The organism is Polyangium spumosum, assembly GCF_009649845.1.
Taxonomy (GTDB): domain Bacteria; phylum Myxococcota_A; class Polyangia; order Polyangiales; family Polyangiaceae; genus Polyangium; species Polyangium spumosum.
Window position 1 is genome coordinate 133,735 of the sequence record NZ_WJIE01000016.1, and the last position, 17,126, is coordinate 150,860.

The 17,126-nt window shown below is 70.6% G+C and carries 17 protein-coding genes; 5 read left to right on the forward strand and 12 right to left on the reverse strand.

Annotation, left to right across the window (positions count from 1 at the left end):
- The first annotated feature begins 36 nt into the window (after positions 1 to 36).
- Positions 37 to 993: a lysylphosphatidylglycerol synthase domain-containing protein gene (locus GF068_RS36030; protein ID WP_153824073.1), complete on the forward strand. Its 957-nt coding sequence runs from the start codon at positions 37 to 39 to the stop codon at positions 991 to 993.
- Here the strand turns inward: GF068_RS36030 and GF068_RS36035 are convergent.
- The 4 genes from GF068_RS36035 to GF068_RS36050 all read right to left on the reverse strand — a co-directional run bounded on the left by GF068_RS36035 (position 947) and on the right by GF068_RS36050 (position 6,364).
- Positions 947 to 2,335, reverse strand: a complete 1,389-nt coding sequence (locus GF068_RS36035) for a DUF362 domain-containing protein (RefSeq protein ID WP_153824074.1) — start codon at positions 2,333 to 2,335, stop codon at positions 947 to 949. The two genes, GF068_RS36030 and GF068_RS36035, sit on opposite strands and share 47 nt — an antisense overlap.
- Entirely contained in the window at positions 2,332 to 4,575 is a 2,244-nt protein-coding gene (locus tag GF068_RS36040) for a glycosyltransferase (protein ID WP_153824075.1), read from the reverse strand. Before GF068_RS36040 ends, GF068_RS36035 begins: the two co-directional genes overlap by 4 nt.
- A 15-nt stretch (positions 4,576 to 4,590) precedes the next feature.
- Positions 4,591 to 5,640, reverse strand: coding sequence for an NAD-dependent epimerase/dehydratase family protein (locus tag GF068_RS36045; protein ID WP_170319875.1), 1,050 nt, complete (start codon positions 5,638 to 5,640; stop codon positions 4,591 to 4,593).
- Between the two features lie 91 nt (positions 5,641 to 5,731).
- The gene (locus GF068_RS36050) at positions 5,732 to 6,364 is read right to left on the reverse strand and encodes a hypothetical protein (RefSeq protein WP_153824077.1); all 633 of its coding nucleotides are present in this window, start codon (positions 6,362 to 6,364) and stop codon (positions 5,732 to 5,734) included.
- A gap of 320 nt (positions 6,365 to 6,684) precedes the next feature.
- On the opposite strand from GF068_RS36050, the gene GF068_RS36055 reads away from it, so the two are divergent.
- The gene (locus GF068_RS36055; protein WP_153824078.1) at positions 6,685 to 7,269 is read left to right on the forward strand and encodes a hypothetical protein; all 585 of its coding nucleotides are present in this window, start codon (positions 6,685 to 6,687) and stop codon (positions 7,267 to 7,269) included.
- A gap of 19 nt (positions 7,270 to 7,288) precedes the next feature.
- Here GF068_RS36055 and GF068_RS36060 read toward each other — a convergent pair whose 3' ends face one another.
- On the reverse strand, positions 7,289 to 7,927 hold the full coding sequence (locus GF068_RS36060) for a hypothetical protein (RefSeq protein ID WP_153824079.1): 639 nt from the start codon (positions 7,925 to 7,927) through the stop codon (positions 7,289 to 7,291).
- A gap of 116 nt (positions 7,928 to 8,043) precedes the next feature.
- Here GF068_RS36060 and GF068_RS36065 point away from each other — a divergent pair, with 116 nt between their 5' ends.
- Genes GF068_RS36065 through GF068_RS36075 form a run of 3 tightly spaced genes read left to right on the forward strand, consistent with a single transcriptional unit; the run spans position 8,044 to position 10,473 of the window.
- Positions 8,044 to 8,685, forward strand: a complete 642-nt coding sequence (locus tag GF068_RS36065; RefSeq protein ID WP_153824080.1) for an O-methyltransferase — start codon at positions 8,044 to 8,046, stop codon at positions 8,683 to 8,685.
- A 28-nt stretch (positions 8,686 to 8,713) separates the two neighbouring features.
- A complete protein-coding gene (locus GF068_RS36070) occupies positions 8,714 to 9,493 on the forward strand; it encodes a type III pantothenate kinase (protein ID WP_153824081.1) in 780 nt (259 codons plus the stop codon).
- On the forward strand, positions 9,490 to 10,473 hold the full coding sequence (locus tag GF068_RS36075) for a FecCD family ABC transporter permease (protein WP_153824082.1): 984 nt from the start codon (positions 9,490 to 9,492) through the stop codon (positions 10,471 to 10,473). Before GF068_RS36070 ends, GF068_RS36075 begins: the two co-directional genes overlap by 4 nt.
- Here the strand turns inward: GF068_RS36075 and GF068_RS36080 are convergent.
- The 7 genes from GF068_RS36080 to GF068_RS36110 form a co-directional block, all read right to left on the reverse strand.
- Positions 10,470 to 11,087 carry a glutathione S-transferase family protein gene (locus tag GF068_RS36080; RefSeq protein WP_153824083.1) on the reverse strand — a complete coding sequence of 206 codons (618 nt, stop codon included), beginning with the start codon at positions 11,085 to 11,087 and terminating at the stop codon, positions 10,470 to 10,472. The genes GF068_RS36075 and GF068_RS36080 overlap by 4 nt on opposite strands.
- 87 nt (positions 11,088 to 11,174) lie before the next feature.
- The gene (locus GF068_RS36085) at positions 11,175 to 12,074 is read right to left on the reverse strand and encodes a Rossmann-fold NAD(P)-binding domain-containing protein (RefSeq protein ID WP_153824084.1); all 900 of its coding nucleotides are present in this window, start codon (positions 12,072 to 12,074) and stop codon (positions 11,175 to 11,177) included.
- Positions 12,074 to 14,044 (reverse strand): cytochrome C peroxidase, encoded by a 1,971-nt coding sequence (locus tag GF068_RS36090; protein ID WP_153824085.1) that lies wholly within the window; start codon positions 14,042 to 14,044, stop codon positions 12,074 to 12,076. Before GF068_RS36090 ends, GF068_RS36085 begins: the two co-directional genes overlap by 1 nt.
- Before the next feature lie 171 nt (positions 14,045 to 14,215).
- A complete protein-coding gene (locus tag GF068_RS36095) occupies positions 14,216 to 14,614 on the reverse strand; it encodes a (deoxy)nucleoside triphosphate pyrophosphohydrolase (RefSeq protein ID WP_153824086.1) in 399 nt (132 codons plus the stop codon).
- A gap of 61 nt (positions 14,615 to 14,675) precedes the next feature.
- Complete coding sequence (locus tag GF068_RS36100; protein WP_338046716.1) at positions 14,676 to 15,725, reverse strand: FHA domain-containing protein; 1,050 nt, start codon at positions 15,723 to 15,725, stop codon at positions 14,676 to 14,678.
- A 181-nt stretch (positions 15,726 to 15,906) separates the two neighbouring features.
- On the reverse strand, positions 15,907 to 16,518 hold the full coding sequence (ruvA, locus tag GF068_RS36105) for a Holliday junction branch migration protein RuvA (RefSeq protein WP_153824087.1): 612 nt from the start codon (positions 16,516 to 16,518) through the stop codon (positions 15,907 to 15,909).
- Positions 16,515 to 17,057 carry a hypothetical protein gene (locus GF068_RS36110; protein ID WP_153824088.1) on the reverse strand — a complete coding sequence of 181 codons (543 nt, stop codon included), beginning with the start codon at positions 17,055 to 17,057 and terminating at the stop codon, positions 16,515 to 16,517. The genes ruvA and GF068_RS36110 overlap by 4 nt, the downstream gene beginning before the upstream one ends.
- Positions 17,058 to 17,126: the final 69 nt, after the last annotated feature.

Below are 17,126 nucleotides of genomic sequence, written 5' to 3' on the forward strand. Positions count from 1 at the left end.
CCTGCCTCTCCGCCGGATTCTGGTACTGTCGCGCCGATGGCCGAAGCGCCTCCCCGCCCCGCCGTCGAGCGCCCTCGATCGCTCGTGCGCGCCGCCCTGCCGTTCGTCCTGTCGATTGCCCTCGTCGCGCTCGTCCTCTCCCGCCTCGATCTCCGGGCCTTCCGGGAGCACCTCGCGCGTGTCTCCGCGCCCTCGTTCCTCGCCTTCGCCGCCGTCTTCGTGGTCTCGCTCTGCGCGGCCGACAGCCTCGCGACCGTGCTCGTGTATCGCCGCTCCGTCGCGCCCATCCCATTTCGAGATTTTTTCGTCCTGCGCGGCGCCTCGTACCTGCCTTCGCTCCTGAACCACCACGTCGGCCAGGCCTTCATCACCGTCGCCCTCTCCCGCATCCACGGCGTCCCCCTGGCCCGCGTCGCCGGCGCCACCCTGCTCGTGTATGCCTCCTGGATGGGGTCGATCCTCGGCCTCGCGTGTATCGCGATCGTCCTCGCGGACAAACCCCTCGTCTGGCTCGCCGTGCCCCTCGGCGCGGGCCTGCTCTACCTCGCCCTGCTCGCGATACGCCCCGCGCGCCTCGCGTCCATCCGGGTCCTCGCGCCCCTCTTCGAGGCCGGCGTCCGTGGCCACCTCTGGGCCCTCTTCGCGCGCTTGCCGCACCTCGCCGTCCTTTTCCTCGGCACGTGGATCCCCTTCTGGTTTTTTGGCGTGCGTATCCCTGCGGCGGCGGCGTTTGCCTTCATTCCCGTCCTGATGGTCGCCGTCACCTTGCCGATCACGCCGCAGGGGTTCGGAACGCGGGACGTCCTCGCGGCCACCTTGCTCGAGCCCTTCGCGCCCTTCCCCACGCAGGAGGAGCGCCTCGCGGCCATCGCGGCGTCGACCACCGCGTGGGGCGTGGCCATCACCCTCGTCGAGATCGTCTTCGCGCTCGTGCTCTTGCGCCGGTTCAGCCGAGGCTCGGCCAGCTCCGCGGCGGCCGAAACTTCGTATTGAATCGGGGTCCGTCCCGCCGGACGCTCCTCGCCTCCACGTCCCCGCCGGGCAGCATCCCCCACGCCTCCCGGATCATCACGATCTTCGCCGGATCGAACCCCATCTCCTCCGCGACCGTGGCGTCCACGATCCCCGGATCGAACCCGCCCACGAGCGTCCCGGCGAACACCGGCGTCGCCCCGAGCGGCCCTTCGCCCTCGCCCGCCACGATCCCGTCCACGAGCGCGAGGTAACGCCGCACGGGTTCGTCCCGCAAGACGCCGTCACGATCGACGAAAAAGAGGATCCGGTTCAGGTCGAGGATGGTCCGCCAGAGCGTATCGTTGCCCTCCCAGCTCCCGTCGATCACCTTCGGCAACGCGCCGAGGCGGGCGAGGCGCGCGACCAGGGAATGGTCACCGGGCAGGGGAAATCGCGAGAGTTTGTCCTCGATCCGCTCCGCCAAACGCCGCGGCCGATCGAACTCGTCACCGCCGACGGACGGGTCCCCTGCCGTGAAATGCGGGAGCCAGTATTTCTCGTTCGTGACTCCGATGACGCTCTTCAAGGCCAGCGTGACGCCGGTCTTCTTGTGCGTCTTCATCTTGGGCAGGTTGATGACCACGTCCGCGTCGAGCACCGTGCGCGGCAGGCTGTACTCGTGTTTGCCGCGCGTGTGGTGCGGGACGGGCGTCTCGTAATGGCTGCGGTGGAACCGGAGCCGCTCCCCCGGCGGCGCGTCCTTCCGCGAAAAGGCGCTCGCGTCGCCGAGATCCACCACCCGATACCCCCGCGGATCACCCGGGAGCCTCGTGCGGACGAGCAGGCCGAGGTTCATCGAGAGGCCCCCGCGGCGCACGTCGTCGAGCGCGAAATACGGCGCCACCCGGAAATAACGCAGGTCCACGAAATCGACGTCCGCGCCGCCCCGCCTCAGGTGATCGATCACCGCGAAGATCCCGAGCGGCCCGGCGACCTTCTCGATCTCGCAGCCCTCCACGGGCGAATCCACGACCCGCACGCTCCCCCGCGGCCCCGCCGCCCGGAGCGCATAATCGAGCACGGGCCTGAGGAGCGCGCCGTGCGTGCTCGACGCCCATAGTTTTTCGCCCGTGATCTTCTCGTGCAGGTTCTTCGAGGAGACCAGGTTTGGCTTGACGATCACCCGGTCGCCGGGCCGGATCAGGTCACCGAGCGGGTTCCATTCCGGCGTGCCGGCCCGCGCCGCGTCGAGCGAGAGCTCCCGGAAGAGCGCCTCCACCATCGCATACACCGGGTTCGGCGGATCAAACGGCGGCGCGCCCCCCGCGGCGTACGTCGTCCCCGGGCGGGACACGATAGCGACCGGATTCGCCGCGGTCATGCGCGGCTCGCCCCGCGGTCCACGCTCGGAACGACCGACGCCGAGCTGCGCTGGAAATCGATCCCGAGCCTGGACACGGCCGCGACGCGCTTGCCCGTGCGCACCATCGCCACCTCGTCCACGAAATCGACCGTGATCCGGAGGTCGTGACCGAGCACCTCGCGGAACTTCGCGAGCACCTCGCCGAGCACGTCGTCCGAGAACCGCCCGCCCTTCACGACCCGGAACGTGATCGCCCCGAGCTCCTCCTGCACCACCTGGAATTGCTTGATCGCGTGATCGTACTCCTTGAGGTAATGCGCGAAGAACGTCCCCGGCACGTGCTGGCCGTCCGTGCCCTGGATGATCGACTGCACCCGCCCCTCGATCGCCCCGATCCGCGGCGCGCCCCGCCCGCACGTGCACGGCGCCCACGCATCCATGGCCTCGGCCAGATCCCCGATACGATAACGGATGAACGGCATGCACATGTTCGTGAGGTCCGTGATCACGACCTCGCCGATCTCGCCGGGCTTCGCCGGCTCGCCGCCCTTCAGGATCTCGACGATGTATCCCTCGGCGACGACGTGGTGCCCCGCGTGCGCCTCGCATTCGTAGGCGATGCCCGAGAACTCGCGGCTGCCGTACTTGTCGAACACCGCGCACCCGAACGCCTGCTCGATCACGCGCCGGCTCGGGATCGGCAGCGTCTGCGCGCTCGACATCACGGCCCGCGGCCGCACCGAGAGATCCCCGTGCGCCTGGAGGTACCGCGCCAGGAAATCGAGCGCCTCGGCATATCCGTCGAGCAAGACCGGCTCCGCCTGCGCGATCGTGCGGACCATCGCGGCGAGGTTCTTCTCGCTCATCTCGAAGACCGGCACGAACGTGCGATTCGAGAGCATCGCGTCCGCGCGCTCCTTCCGGATCTGGCTCTTCGACATCCCGATCGTCTGGTGCCAGAGCCGCACGCACGGGTCGCCGAATCGATACCCCGTCCACTCCTGGGCCCGCAGCGTCGCCGCCCAGCGCAATTCGAGCTGCACGCGGTCCGCATAACAGACGAAAGGCTCACCCGTCGATCCGCTCGTCGCGATGCGCAGCACCTGCGATTTGTCGTGGTTCTCCGACATGATGTCGAAATAGAGGTGCTTGCGGATGTCGGCCTTCGTGAGCAGCGGCAATTTGTGCAGATCCGCCTGCCCCCGGATGTCCTCGGGCCGCAGGCCCCGCTCCTGCATGCGCGCGCGGTAATACGGCACGTTGCGGTAGGCGTGCCGGATGAGGCGCCGGAGCTTCTCGTCCTGGAGCTCGCGGGTCTCCGAGGCGCCCAGCCATTGCGTCTTGCAGAGCGTCTCGTAATGATGCTCGACGTCCCGCGTGATCATCCAGTGCGTGCTGTCGAAGGCCGCGAGGTACGCGCGCCACCGCGCCTCCTGCACCGGCGTCCGCGACGGCGTACGATCCGCCACCGGATGGCGCCGCAAGAATTGATGCGCCACGTCCGGCGGCGGCCGGCTCACGCGGTACTCCCACGTCGCCTTCCCGATGTCCACGAGCGAGAGCACGCTCGCCCGCACGGCCGTCTTCTCGAGGAAGCTCGTCCCCTGCCGCCGCTGCTCGAAGATCGTCTCGATCTCCTTGTACGAATACCCCTTCGCGTGGGCGGCGACCATGATGAACGATTGCCAGTAGAAATACGTGCCGCGGTACGTGAGCAGGTCGAGCATCACCTCGCGGGCGCACATGACGAACCCGCTCTTGTTGTCCGAGAGGTTCATCCCGAACACGCCGTTCAACAGGTGATTGAGCCCGCGGCTCAGGTGGTATCGCTGGTCCTTGCGCCGCCCGACCGCGCTCCGGAACCCCTGCACCACGTCGACGCTGTACTCGTAGAGCGCGCGCCGGAGCCGCAGGAGATCCTCCGGCTGGTACTGCAGATCCGCGTCGATCGTCGCGACGAGCTTGCCACGCGACGCGCCCACGCCCGTCCGCCACGCCGCCGCGATGCCCCGGTTCTCCGGGTGGAAGCAGCCCACGATCCGCCCCGCGGAGCCGGCCGAGAGCTCGCGGATCACCGCCGCCGTCCCGTCCTTCGACCCGTCGTCGACGAGCACGAGCTCCCCCACGAGCCCGCCGACCTCGAAGACCCCGAGCACACGCGTCGCGAGCTCGCGCAGGTTGAGCTCTTCATTGAAGCAAGGGACGATCACGCTGAGCTCGATCGGCGATTCGTCCATGGAGAGCGCTTGTTCGGTCATCGGAGGGCGCGCAGTCTACTCCACGGCGCTGCCCGGGGAAGCCGCGCGGGAGCTTTGCGTGTACGCAGGCGCCTTGCCCGCGATCTCGGCCGAAAACCGGCTGACGCCCTCGAGCGAGCGCATCCGCGGCGTCCAGCCGAGCTCCCGCACCGCCTTCGAGGCGTCGTACACCACGTCCCGCGAGAGCAGCTTCACCACGAAGGGCGTGAGCGGCGGCGTCTCCTTCCGACCGGCCAGCGAGAAGGCCGCCACGAGCGACCTCGCCGCGGCCATCGCGGCCGGATACGGGAGCGACAACCGCGGCGGCCGTAGCTCTGCCGCGCGCGCGATCGCCTCGAACACCTCGCGCACGCTCGGCGGACGCGCGTCGACCTCGTCCATCACGTTGAACGCCTCGCCCCCGAGATCACGCCGCTCCGCGGCCCGCAGGACCACGTCGACCACGTGATCCACCCACACGACGTTGAGCGGCGCGCGCCCTCCGTCGACGAGCAGCATCATCCGCTTTCGTAACGTCGCGATCGCGCGCGGCAGGAAGTTCCGATCGTACGGCCCGTAGATCATGGGCGGACGCACCGCGACCACCGAGAGCCCGAGCGCGCGTCCTCGCTCGAGCGCGAGCCTCTCCGCGTGTGTCTTCGAGTCCTCGTAGGGCAAACCGCTCGTGCGTGTCGGCCACGCCTCGGTCACGCGACCACGATCGGGCCTGCCGTACACGGCCACCGACGAGACGTGCACCACGTGGGGCACGCCCGCCTCCACCGCCGCCTCGATCACGGCGCGTGTGCCGCCCACGTTCACGCGCTCCATCTCGGCCGGGTTCGAGGTCTCGCCGACCGCGGCCGCCGCGTGCACGACCACGTCCACGCCGCGCAGGATGTCCCCGAGCGCCCGCCGATCCTCGACGTCTCCGCCCACCACGCGCACGCCGATCCGCGACAGCGCCCGCGCGTCGAGCCGCGTGGGATCCCGCGCGATCCCCGCCACCTCGTGTCCGGCTTCCCGCGCGATCTCGCAGAGCCTCCGGCCCACGCCGCTCGTGATCCCCGTCGCCGCGATCTTCATGGCGGCGAGGGTGGCACGCGGGCCCCGCGCATTCCAGCCGCAGCCGCGAAGCGGATGCTGGGGTTTGGGGCGCTGCCCCATCGTGAACGAGCTAGCCGCGCGACGGCCGCGTCGCCGGAGCGGGCGCGCTCGACGGCCGCTCGGTGCGCGGCGGCTCGCCGACCTCCGAGGGCCTGCGCGGCGGCTCGCCGACCTCGGAGGGCCTGCGCGGCGGCTCCTGGGAAGAGCGGAGGTGCGAGGTCGTCGGCAAGGACGAGATCCGATCGCTCCGGTTCGACTCGAGCGCCTGGGGCCTTCGCGGCGCGAGGCTCACGGGCGGCGCCTCCCCGCGCACGCTCTGGCCGCGCAGGTACTCGAGCGCCTCCGCCTCGTCGTGAAACACCTCGGCCCCCGCGCCGTCCTCGCGCAGGTGGCGCTTGACCTGCAGCGCGCCCACCGCCGTCTTCACGACGATCGCGGCGCCGCGGAACCCCCGGAACATCCGGGGCCGATAGCGCCGCATGGCGTCCTCGAACAGCGGATCGTTGCGCCGCGGCCCTTCGCGCAGATCCACGAGCAGCTTCCTCCGATCACGCCCGAGCTCGTCGAACGCGCCGATCACCGCTTCGAGGTCCTGCTCCATGATCCAGACGTCGGTGTAGTCGCGCGGCGTCCTTCGGAGGATGAGGATGTGCCCCGAGCCATCCGTCTCCACCAGGTGATACGGGGTCTCGAGCTCGATCATCACGTCGAAGCATAAACCGCCTGTTTTCGGGCGGCGAGCTTTCCTTCCGTGCTAGGGTCCGCCTCGCAAAATGGGCGCCTTTGCGCCCTTCGCGAGGACCTATGCGATCCATCGAAAACAGGCTCGGCGTGGCCCTCGTGGCCGCCTCGATCGGTGCTCTGCTCCTCGGCGCGACGCGCGACGCGCGGGCCTGAGGCATCGCGCCGGCCGTCGGTCCGACGGGCATCCCCTCTTGCAACGACGACCTGGGCGCGCCTCTGCCCCTGGGCGAACCCGGCGCGCCCGCGCCGAGGCCGAAGCCGCGCCTGTACCGCGTCGGCGTGACGACGGGTTACGCCTGGACAAACCTCGTCTTCGCCGGGAAATACGACGTCGCCCTCGAGCGGCGCGCGGCGGTCGCGACGTTCGAGCGCAGGCTCGGCTCCGCGTGGACGCTCCAGCTCGGCGCGGGTGGCATCCTCTGGGGCAGCTTGCGCGAGGGAGCGCGGCGCTACGATTTCGGCCCTGGCTGGTCCGCCTCCATTGCCGCGTCCTACCGCCTGCTCGACGGCCGTGATCGATGGCCCTTCGTCCTGCTCGGCGCCTCGCTCGCCGTCGCCGGCGCCGAGACCCGCGAGGCGAAACGAGGCGCCCCCGTGGTCCCGTATCACGCCGGCGACCTCCGCATCAGCGCCGTCGCCGGCAAGACGTTTTTCGACGTGCTGAGCCCGTACGTCGTGGCCCGCGTGTTCGGCGGGCCGATCTTCTGGCAGGTCGACGGCGAGGATCGGCAGGGCACCGATCGTTACAAGTTCCAGCTCGGCCTCGGCCTCGTGGCGACGCTGCCGATCGGGCTCGACGTGTTCGCGGAGATCGTCCCGCTCGGCGAGCGCAGCGCCACGAGCGGCGCGGGTTTTTCCTTCTAGAACCGCGCGCCGCGCCCCTTCATCCGCAGATGCACTGGAAGGGATCGATACACTCGAGGCCCTGGAAGGCGCAATCGAACGGACACGCGAAGGGGTTGCACGGCGTGCCGGAATCCGTGCCGCCGTCGGCGCCGCCCGAGCACGTGCCGCCCATGCACGTCTGACCGGCCGCGCATTCCGCGTCCGAGCAGCACTGCGACTGACACACGCAGGAGAAACCGTTCTTCACGTACCCCGCGTTGCAGCTCACGTCGCAGAGGCCCGACGAGTTGCAGATCGCGGTGCCGTTGCCCACGGACGGACACGGCGTGCACGTGGTCGACGTGAAGCACCCCGTCGCGGGGGTGTTGCCCGCGCAAACGCCGGCGCAGGCGTGCTCCATCGGCCCACACATCTGCCCGCCCGAGCTCGAGCTACTCGACGCGCCGCTGCTCGCGCTGCTGCTCGACGCGCTGCTGCTCGACGCGTTGCTGCTCGACGCGTTGCTGCTGCTGCTGCTCGCCGAGCCCATCCCACCCATACCGGTGTCGAGCCCGCTGCCCTCGCCGCCCTCGCCGCCCGTGCCCACGCCTGGCCCGGTCGCGGTCGCGCAACCGCCGCCGATCCACGCCCCGAACCCGAGCGCCATCACCAGAAAGCCAAGCTGCTTCGTGCGCACGACGTACCTCCGCGCTCGATGTTCACCTGTTTCTCCCGCAAGTGGAAGCTTCACCGACGAGGACGTCGTGGTAGACGAACCCGCACGCGCACGCCGCGACACGGCGGGGAGGACGCATGAAGCCCATCATTTCGCCCGAGCTGGACGTTTACATCGAAGCCCATACCCGCCCGCGCCCGGCGCTCTTCGACGAATTGCGCGACGCGACGTACGCCTCGACGAGCTCGCCGCAGATGCAGGTGGGCCGCGTCGAGGGCACGTTCCTGAAGATGCTCTGCGCGCTCGCCTCGGCGCGGCGCGTGCTCGAGATCGGCACGTTCACCGGCTACTCCGCGCTCTGCATGGCCGAGGCGCTGCCCGACGATGGCGAGCTCCTCACGCTCGATCGAGACCCCGACGCGACGCGTATCGCCCGCTCCTTCTTCGATCGGAGCCCGCACGGAAAGAAGATCCGCATCCTCCTCGGCGACGCCCTCGAGACCCTGCGATCCCTCCCTCCGGGCGCGCCCTTCGACCTCGTCTTCATCGACGCCGACAAGGAGCGCTACACCGACTACTACGAGGCCGTCCTGCCGCTCCTCCGCCAGGGCGGACTCGTCGTGGGAGACAACACGCTCTGGAGCGGCAACGTCCTCGATCCGAAGGAAGCGTCCGACCACGGCATCTGCCGCTTCAACGACCACGTCACGGCCGATCCGCGCGTCGAGAACGTCCTGCTCTCGATCCGCGACGGCATGATGCTCGCGCGGAAGCTCTGATTTCCCCAGGAAGTGGTAGGGTCTCCCCATGCTGCTCGTCGTCGACGTGGGCAACACGAACATCTCGTTCGGCGTGTTCGAAGGGACGAAGCTCCTGCACCACGTGCGCTCCGAGAGCGCGCGGAACCGCACGGCCGACGAGTACGCGGTCCTCGTCCGTCAGATGCTGGCGCTGCGCGGCGTCGATCCCGACCTCATCGAGAGCGCCATCATCGCGAGCGTCGTGCCGACCCTGACCGACACCATGATCGAGCTCGTCCGCCGCGCCTTCCGCCGCGATCCGCTCGTCGTCGGTCCGGGCATCAAGACGGGCATGGCCATCCTCTACGAGAACCCGCGCGAGGTCGGCGCCGACCGCATCGTCAACGCCGTCGCGGCCTACGAGTGGGCGAAGGGCCCCGTCATCGTCGTCGACTTCGGCACGGCCACGACCTTCGACTGCGTGACGCCGAAGGGCGAGTACCTCGGCGGCGTGATCACGCCCGGCGTGCACATCAGCGCCGAGGCCCTCTTCTCGCGCGCCGCGCGCCTCTCCCGCGTCGAGATCACCTTGCCCCCCAAGGTCGTCGGGAGAAACCCGGTCCACAGCATGCAATCCGGCATCGTGTACGGCTACGCGGGCCTCGTGGACGGCCTCTGCAAGCGCCTCGTCGACGAGCTCGGCTACACCTGCCGCGTCGTCGCCACGGGCGGCCTCGCGCGGCTCATCGCGCCGCTCACCACGTCCATCGAGCAGGTCGACGACGACCTCACGCTCACGGGCCTGCGCCTGCTCTACGAGCGCAACCGCGGGACGGAAGGCGCTTGATCCGACGACCGATCCTGCCCGCCGCCGCGCTCCTCGTCCTCGTCACCGCCCTCGCGCTCGCCTTCGGCACCGAGCCTGTCTCGCTCGCAGACGCCCTCCACGAGGACGGCCTCGCCCGCACGATCCTGCTCGACGTGCGCCTGCCGCGTGTCGCCCTCGCCGCCATGGCCGGCGCCGGCCTCGGCGTCGTCGGCGCCGCGTTCCAGGCGCTCCTCCGCAACCCGCTCGCCGAGCCGTACGTGCTCGGCGTCTCGGGCGGCGCCGCGCTCGGCGCCACCACGGCCATCGCCCTCGGCCTCGGCGCCACCACGCTGCTCGGCGCGGCGCTCATCCCGGCCGCCTCGCTCGTCGGCGGCCTGCTCGCCACCTCGCTCGTCTACGCCGTCGCGCGTGGCATGCGCGGCGGCGCCTCGGGCACGGCCATCCTGCTCGCCGGCGTGATGGTCAACTCCATGGCCGCCGCGCTCATCACGTTCCTCAAGGCCCTCGTCCCGCCCTCACGCGCGCAGCAGCTCTTGCGCTGGCTCGTCGGCTTCGTCGACCTCCCGCACGCCTCGTCGCTCCTCGCGGCCCTCGCCTACGTGGGCGTCGGCTGCGCCGTGCTCCTCCGCGACGCCGGGCGCCTCAACGTCCTCGTGCTCGGCGACGCGACGGCCGGCACGCTCGGCGTCGACGTGCGCGCCCTCGAGCGGCGCACGTTCATCGCCTCCTCGTGTGTCGTCGGCGCGATTGTCAGCTTGACCGGCCTCATCGGCTTCGTGGGCCTCGTCGTCCCGCACGCCGTCCGCCGCTTGATCGGCCCCGACCAGCGGCGCGTCTTGCCCGTCTCGCTCCTCTCGGGCGCGACGATGCTCATCGGCTGCGACCTCCTCGCGCGCCTCGCCTTCCGCTCGCTCGGCACCGAGCCGCCCGTCGGCGCCGTGACGGCGCTGATCGGCGGCCCGGCCTTCCTCGTGCTCCTGCGTCGCTCGGGCGGTTAACCCTGCATGATCCGCGCGAACGCGGGCCGCGCCGTGCACCGATCGACCCACGCGTTCACGTTCGCGAAGGCGCTCGTATCGATGCCGAAGCGCCTCATGAACGGGATGGCCGCGGCGATGCCGATGTCGGCGAACGTGAACGTGTTGCCCACGAGGTACTCCTTGCCCTCGAGCGCGTCGTTCAGGATCACGAACTGCGCGGCGATGTCCTTCTTCGCGGTCTCGGCGGCCTTCGGGTTCCGCTCGTCCTCGGGGAAACGATCCAGCGTGTTGCGGAGGAACCGCTGCAGCGCTTCTCCCATGGTCACGTTGCCCCAGGCCAGCCACTGGAAGGCCTCGGCGCGCTCCGGGTTCGGCGGCGGGAAGAGCCCCTTGTCCACGCCGAAGCGCTCGCCGAGGTAGAGCAGGATCGCGAGGCCCTCGAAGATCGGGCGGCCCTCGGCGACGAGGAGCGGCACCTTGCCGTTCGGGTTGAGCGCGAGGAACTCCGGCTTGCGCTGATCACCCGCCGCGAGGTCGAGCTTGACCTTCTCGTACGGGATGCCGAGCTCCTCGAGCGCCCAGTGCACCCGCGCCGCGCTCGTCATCGGCGTGTAATAGAACTTGATGTCCATCGCGATCGACCTTCCTCCCTGCGCGGCGCAGGCAGCGCCGCCGCGGTCGAGGGTGTCCGACGCGGCCACGCGCGGCAAGAGCCGGGCTCATCGATGGTGCATGTCGACATCGAAGACGGCGGGCTGCGTGCCGTCGTCGTCCTCGGCCCAGCCCACGGACACGCCGACGAGCGGCTCGTGATCCCGCTTCGTGCGGCTCGTGCTCACGCTCACCTGGATCACGCGCATCCCCACATCCGAAGGTTTCGCGCGGCTCTGCGGCAGGATCTGGGACCCGGACAACGTGGTCCGCGCGGGCTGCGGCGAGGCGACGCGGTTCGTGCGGATGCGACCTGCTGCCATGATCATGGCGCCGTTCGTGGCGGTCGTATCGAGCCCGATCCGGAGGTGCCCGCACTGCGTGAACCCGACCTGCCCGCGCGGATCCACGTAGCCGAGCCTCTCCTGCGCCGGGATCACGACCTGGAGCTCGTTGCCCTTGCGTAGCCCGTACACCACGTAGCTCGCCGGCCCCTTCGCGAGCGTGGTGAGCGGCACGCGTGTCGTCGCGACCTTCCGCACGCTCGACGTTCGCGCGTCGAGCCAGCCGTCCACGACCTCGAGCTCCGCCTCGCCCGGCTTGCGCTCGACGAGGCGCTCGACGCGCATCGGGACCACGGCGCCTGCGCGGACGAGCGTCTGCGCGGAGCCCGAAGGCGCCACGCCCCGCGGGGTCGCGCCCGCCGTGAGGCAACGCCCTCCCTCGACGTGCACGTTCGCGAACGCGCGCTTGCCCTGGAACGCATCGGCCTCGACGCGCACACCCTCGAGGCTCTCGCCCGCGGGGATGGCGTCCGGCGCGTCCTTCGGATGCAACATCTCCGGCACGCGCGCCTCGGGGATCGAAGAGAAGCTCGGCGCGACCGCCGCGTGCGCGCTCGTGCCCGCCACGAAGGCCAGCGACGAAGCCACGAGCGCGACGGAGAGGCTCGTCCCGATGCGGCTCATCACAGGCTCCTCATGTAGGCCTCGAGCGCGTCGAGGTCTCCCTTCGAGAGGTGCTTCGTGTGGCCCATCGTGCCGTCGACGCCGATCAGGAGCGAACGCAAGGTCGCGTAGCGGCCGTCGTGGAAATACGGCGCCGTGCCGCCGACGAAGCGGAGCGAGGGCGTGTCGAACGTGGCCGCGACGTCGGCGTCGGCGCGGCTCGAGACGTCGTGCGCCCTGTGATCGGTCCACGCGCCCTCCTCGTGATGGCAGCTCCCGCAGCCCGTCTCTGCCGAGTGGAAGACCACCTTGCCGTGCTGAACGAGCGCTTCGTTCGACGGATCCTTCCTCTCCGCCTCCGGAGGCGTGAGGCTCGTGGCGAACGCGACGAGCGCGTCGAGCTCACGCCGCGCGAGCCCGCCTCCGCCGAGCCGACCGAAGGTCTCCGCGAGGTGCGCCTCGACGCTGTCGCCGCGGCCCGTCCAGCCGTATGGCGCCGTCTTCGCGAGCCTGCCGGCGAGCATCGGCGTCTGCCGCGGCCCCTCCGGCGTCGCCCACGTGAGCGCGTCGTCACGCCCGTCGGGATGGCAACTCGCGCAGGCGCGACCGTCGTTCGAGATGCGTGAATCACCACTCGCGTGAAAGAGCCTCCGGCCGAGCTCGAGATCCGCGAGCGCCGCCGTCTGCGCCTTGCGCGAGAGCCCGACGCGCACCACCGCGGGCGCCTCCGCCTCGGCCGCGTCCTCTCCGCCGAGCGGCGCGATCTGGAGCGTGCGATCGAACTGCGACCACACGACGAGCCGCCGGCCCTCCACGTCGACCGCGAGCCCCGTCGGCCCTGCGGCGACCGGGAAGCGGCGCCGCTCGGCCCGCTGCGGATCGGCCGCCGCCGCGTCGTACTCGACGACCGCGTCGATGCCGAGGCACGTGACGAAGAGCGAGCGCGAAGCCGGGTCGATCGCCGCCGCCCGCGGGAGCAAACACGCGGGGCGAGGTCGCGTCGCGCCCACCATCTGCCGCACGTCCGGCTTCACGTGGATCGACTCGCCGATCGGCTGCTCGGTGTCCTCGTCGACGACCGCGACCGCCGCGACCTCCGGCGGGTTCATGCCGCCGCTGCCGTACCCCTCCGAGCGCTCCTCGGCGCGCCCCGGATCCACGAGCACCTGCGGCGCGAAGATCCGCCCCGAGAGCTCGGTCGACTTGGCGAGCGCGAACCCCTGACACGCGCGCCGCTCGATCTCCTCGCCGCCGCCGAAGAGGCCGATCTTCCCCCGCCGGAACCCGCCCTCCTCGATCCCGCCCACGTCCACCGGGCGCGCGCGCTTCGCCTCGAGATCGACCACGCTCATCCGCGAGCCCACGACGTGCGCGACGAACGCCTTCTTGCCGTCGTCCGAGACCACGACCCCCCGAGGCTCGCGCGGCAGCGGCACCTCGTACGTCCGGCGCATGCTCGCCACGTCGTACGCCGTGAGCGCCGCGCCCCAGCCGCTCGACACGAGCAACGTCCTGTCATCGGGCGTCGTCGAGAGCGCGACCGGCTCGATCGGCGTCGGCACCGTGCAGAGCGACACGAGCGGCTTCGACGGATCGGCCTCCGGCTCGAGCACCTCGATCGCCGCCTTGTCCCGGAGCGCCACCACGACGCGACCATCGGCCGCCACGACGAGCTGCGACGGCGTCCCTCCGAGCTGGGTCGTCCCGAGCTCCTTGCCCGTCGCGACGTCGACCGTGTGGATGTCGCCGTCATCCTCGTCCGCGACGTACGCGATCGTCTTGCCCCCGGCCTTCGCCAGCGCGACCACGCCGCCCTGCCGCGCGCCGGCCACGGGCTTCGCGCCCACGCCCGGGCGCACGCGCGCGCAGCTCCTCTCCCCGACGCCGGGCGCCTTCGCCTCCGCGCCCCCGCGCCCCGTGCTCCCACACCCCGCCGCGAGACCTGCCGTCGCCGCAGCAACCAGACCGATGACCGCAACGCTCGTTCGCATGCTGCCTTCCTCTTCGCGTGGGGCTCCGGGTCGCCTGCGGCGCCCTGCGCCCCACACCCCAAACCTCCCCCAGCGTCACTCGCATTCCAGAGCCGGATGTCCGCGCCCGCGGAGGGACCTATGGACGAGCGGCGCAGCCGATCGATTTACGCGTCGCGAAAAGAAAGACGATCAGCCCATCCCCAGCAGCTTGTTCATGCTGGCCTCATCGGCGGGCGTGAACGGGTGCTGGTCGAACTCCGCGCTCGTGACCCACTTGAACGCGTTCACCGCCAGCGGCGCGGGCTCGCCCGCCGTGATGCGGCACTCGTAGAGGTAGAGGTCCACGACGTACCGCTCGTACGGGTGGCTCACGAACGAGATCATCTGCCCCGGCTCGACCTCGACCCCGAGCCGATGGAAGACCTCGCGCTTCAGCGCCGCCGCGTCCGTCTCCGCGTCCTCCACGCGCCCGCCGGGGAACTCCCACAACAAGGGCAAGAGGGCCGTCGGGCGGCGCTGCGTGATGAGGTAACGCCCTTCGTGCTCGATGACGGCAGCAACGACGCGGATCGTACGCGGCGGTTCCATGGCCGACATTCTCCCCCGCCGAAGCGCGCGGCGCCAGAAGCCGCGCGCTCCGACAACCGTCTCAAGCTTGAATGTTGATCCGGAAGAGCTGCTGGCCCATCAGCAACACGTCCCCGTCGATGAGATCCACCTCCGACGAGATCCGGGTGAACGTGCCGTTCGAGCTGCCCAGATCCGTGACGAAGAGCTGGCCACGCTCGTAGCTGATGCGGCAGTGCAGACCCGAGACGTAACCGTCCTCGGGGAAGAGCACGTCCCCACGCTCGCGGCCGAGGTGCAGGCCCGTCTCCGGGATCGGGAACGAGTTGCCCGTCGCGTCCCGGCCGATGATCAGCGCGATGCGACCCACGTAGCCCTTCGACGGGCTGCCGAGCCGCTCCACGCCGTCCGCCGTCGCCTGCATCGCCGAGAGCGCCTCGAAGCGGACGATCTCCTGGCCGATGCGGAACACGTCGCCGATCATCACCGCGATCGGCTCGTCGCGGCGCAGCTTCTTGTACACGCCGTTCAGCGAGCTCTCGTCACGCACGGTGAGCTTGCCGTTCTTCGACACGAACGTCGCGTGCCGCGGCGACAGGTAGTTGTCACCCGCGAAGATCGCCCCGACGTCACGGCCGATCGTGAACGTCGCCGATGGCAACGTGTACGAGCCCGCCTCCGAGCCGTCCGCGCGAAGAGCGGTCAGGACGACCGTCATCGCGCTCGGCGTCGAGGCCACCGGCGGCGCCGCGGGCGAGGCGGCGGCCATCGCCGGCACGCTCCCGGGCTTCGGCAGCTTCGCGCCGCACGACGCGCAGAACCGGTTCGTCAGCGCGTTCGCGTGCCCGCAATCCTTGCAGATCACGGGACCCGCGCCCGCCGCAGGCGCGGCCTGCGCCGCGATCGGCGGGTGCACGGCTGCAGGCGCGGGCGGCGGGAACTGCGCCACCGCGCCCTTCGCCCCCATGTCGTCCGTCACGGCGCCCGGACGAACGACAGGGATGCCCTGCGGCGGCGTGCCGCCCGACGCAAACTTCTTCGGAGAAGCATCCCTCGGCAGCTCCGATCCGCAGCCCAGGCAGAACTTGTAGTGGTCCTGGTTCTCCTTGTTGCATTTGGGACAGGTAATCACACCGCCTCCTCGGGCACTGCCGACGCTGGCCCACGCGGACCGCGGCGCCGAGCATATTCGGGCCTATTTTTTTTGTCGAGGTTTCTCGGCGTCGTGCCACGCGAGCGTCACGCGCGTTCCTCGCTCGGGGGCTTCGCTCGGACAAGCCGAGCTGCGCCCCCGAATCCCCGGCAAACCCGGTTTACTTGGAGGAGAGGAGCGCGAGCGCCTCGCGCACGAGATCGCCGAGGGGCTCGGTCTGCACGCGCGCGCCGAGCGCCGTCACCGCGCGCTCGGCCTCGGCCGGCCGGAAGCCCATCCGCGTGAGCGCGCCGTGCAAGAGCTCCGCTTTGCCCTCGGTCGCCGCGGGCCTCGGCGCCTCGGCGCCCTTCGCGACGACCGGCGCCGCCGCGAGCTTGCCCTTGAGCTCGAGGATGAGCCGCTCGGCGGTCTTCTTGCCGATCCCGGGGACGGCCACGAGCCGCGACGCCTCGCCGCGCGCGAGCGCCGCCGCGAGCTCGCCCGCGGGCAGCGCCCCCAGGATCGACATCGCCATCTTCGGCCCCACGCTGGAGACCCCGATCAGCGCGCGAAACGCCGCGCGATCGTCCAGCGTCGGGAAGCCGTAGAGCGCGAAGGTGTCTTCCCGGACGTGCGTGTGCACGTAGAGGGTGACGACGCCGTCACCCTCCCGCGCCGCACGCCCGAGCGCGCCGAGCGGCACCGTGACCTCGTAGCCGACACCTCCGACGTCGATGACCACGACGCCCTCGGCCGAGTCCTCGACGATGCGGCCCGTGAGCCTGCCGATCAATCCTTCTTCGCTCCCTGCGCGATCCAGCGGCGCACCTTGTCACGCGCGTCCTGCGGGAGCAGGTCGCCCGTGAGCGGCATCGAGCCGCCGCACGCGGCGTCGCAGATCACCGCGGCGCACGTCAAGGTGCCGTCCATCTTGTGCATGAGGAAGCTCGTCTCCGGGCTGCCCGCCGCGACGATGTCCATGCCCGTCGCCTTCGTCGCCTTCACGCCGACGTTCTGCGCGAAGATCGCGTCGATCTCCGCCTGCGTCGGCTCGGTCGCGCTGTTGGCCGGGCCGAGGTAGGGCTGCCCGGCCTGACCCACGACCGCGCCGTGGCAAGCCGCGCCGCCGATGCCGCAGGAGTTGCGGAAGATCGGGAGCACGTCGCCCGTGAACGTCACCGCGGGGCTCGTCTTGTCGAACGACCCGTAGTCGTAACAAGTATCGTCGCCGTTCCCGTCGTCGGAGCAACCCGCCACGCCAAACGCGAGCGCGGCCAGGGAAGCAAGACCAGCAATCATCAAAGATACGAGTTTGTTCGAGCGCTTCGGCATGGCCCCGACCCTACCAGAATTCCGGTCCGCTACGGCAGAGGTTAGGCCGCTGCTCGCTTGGCCCGCGCG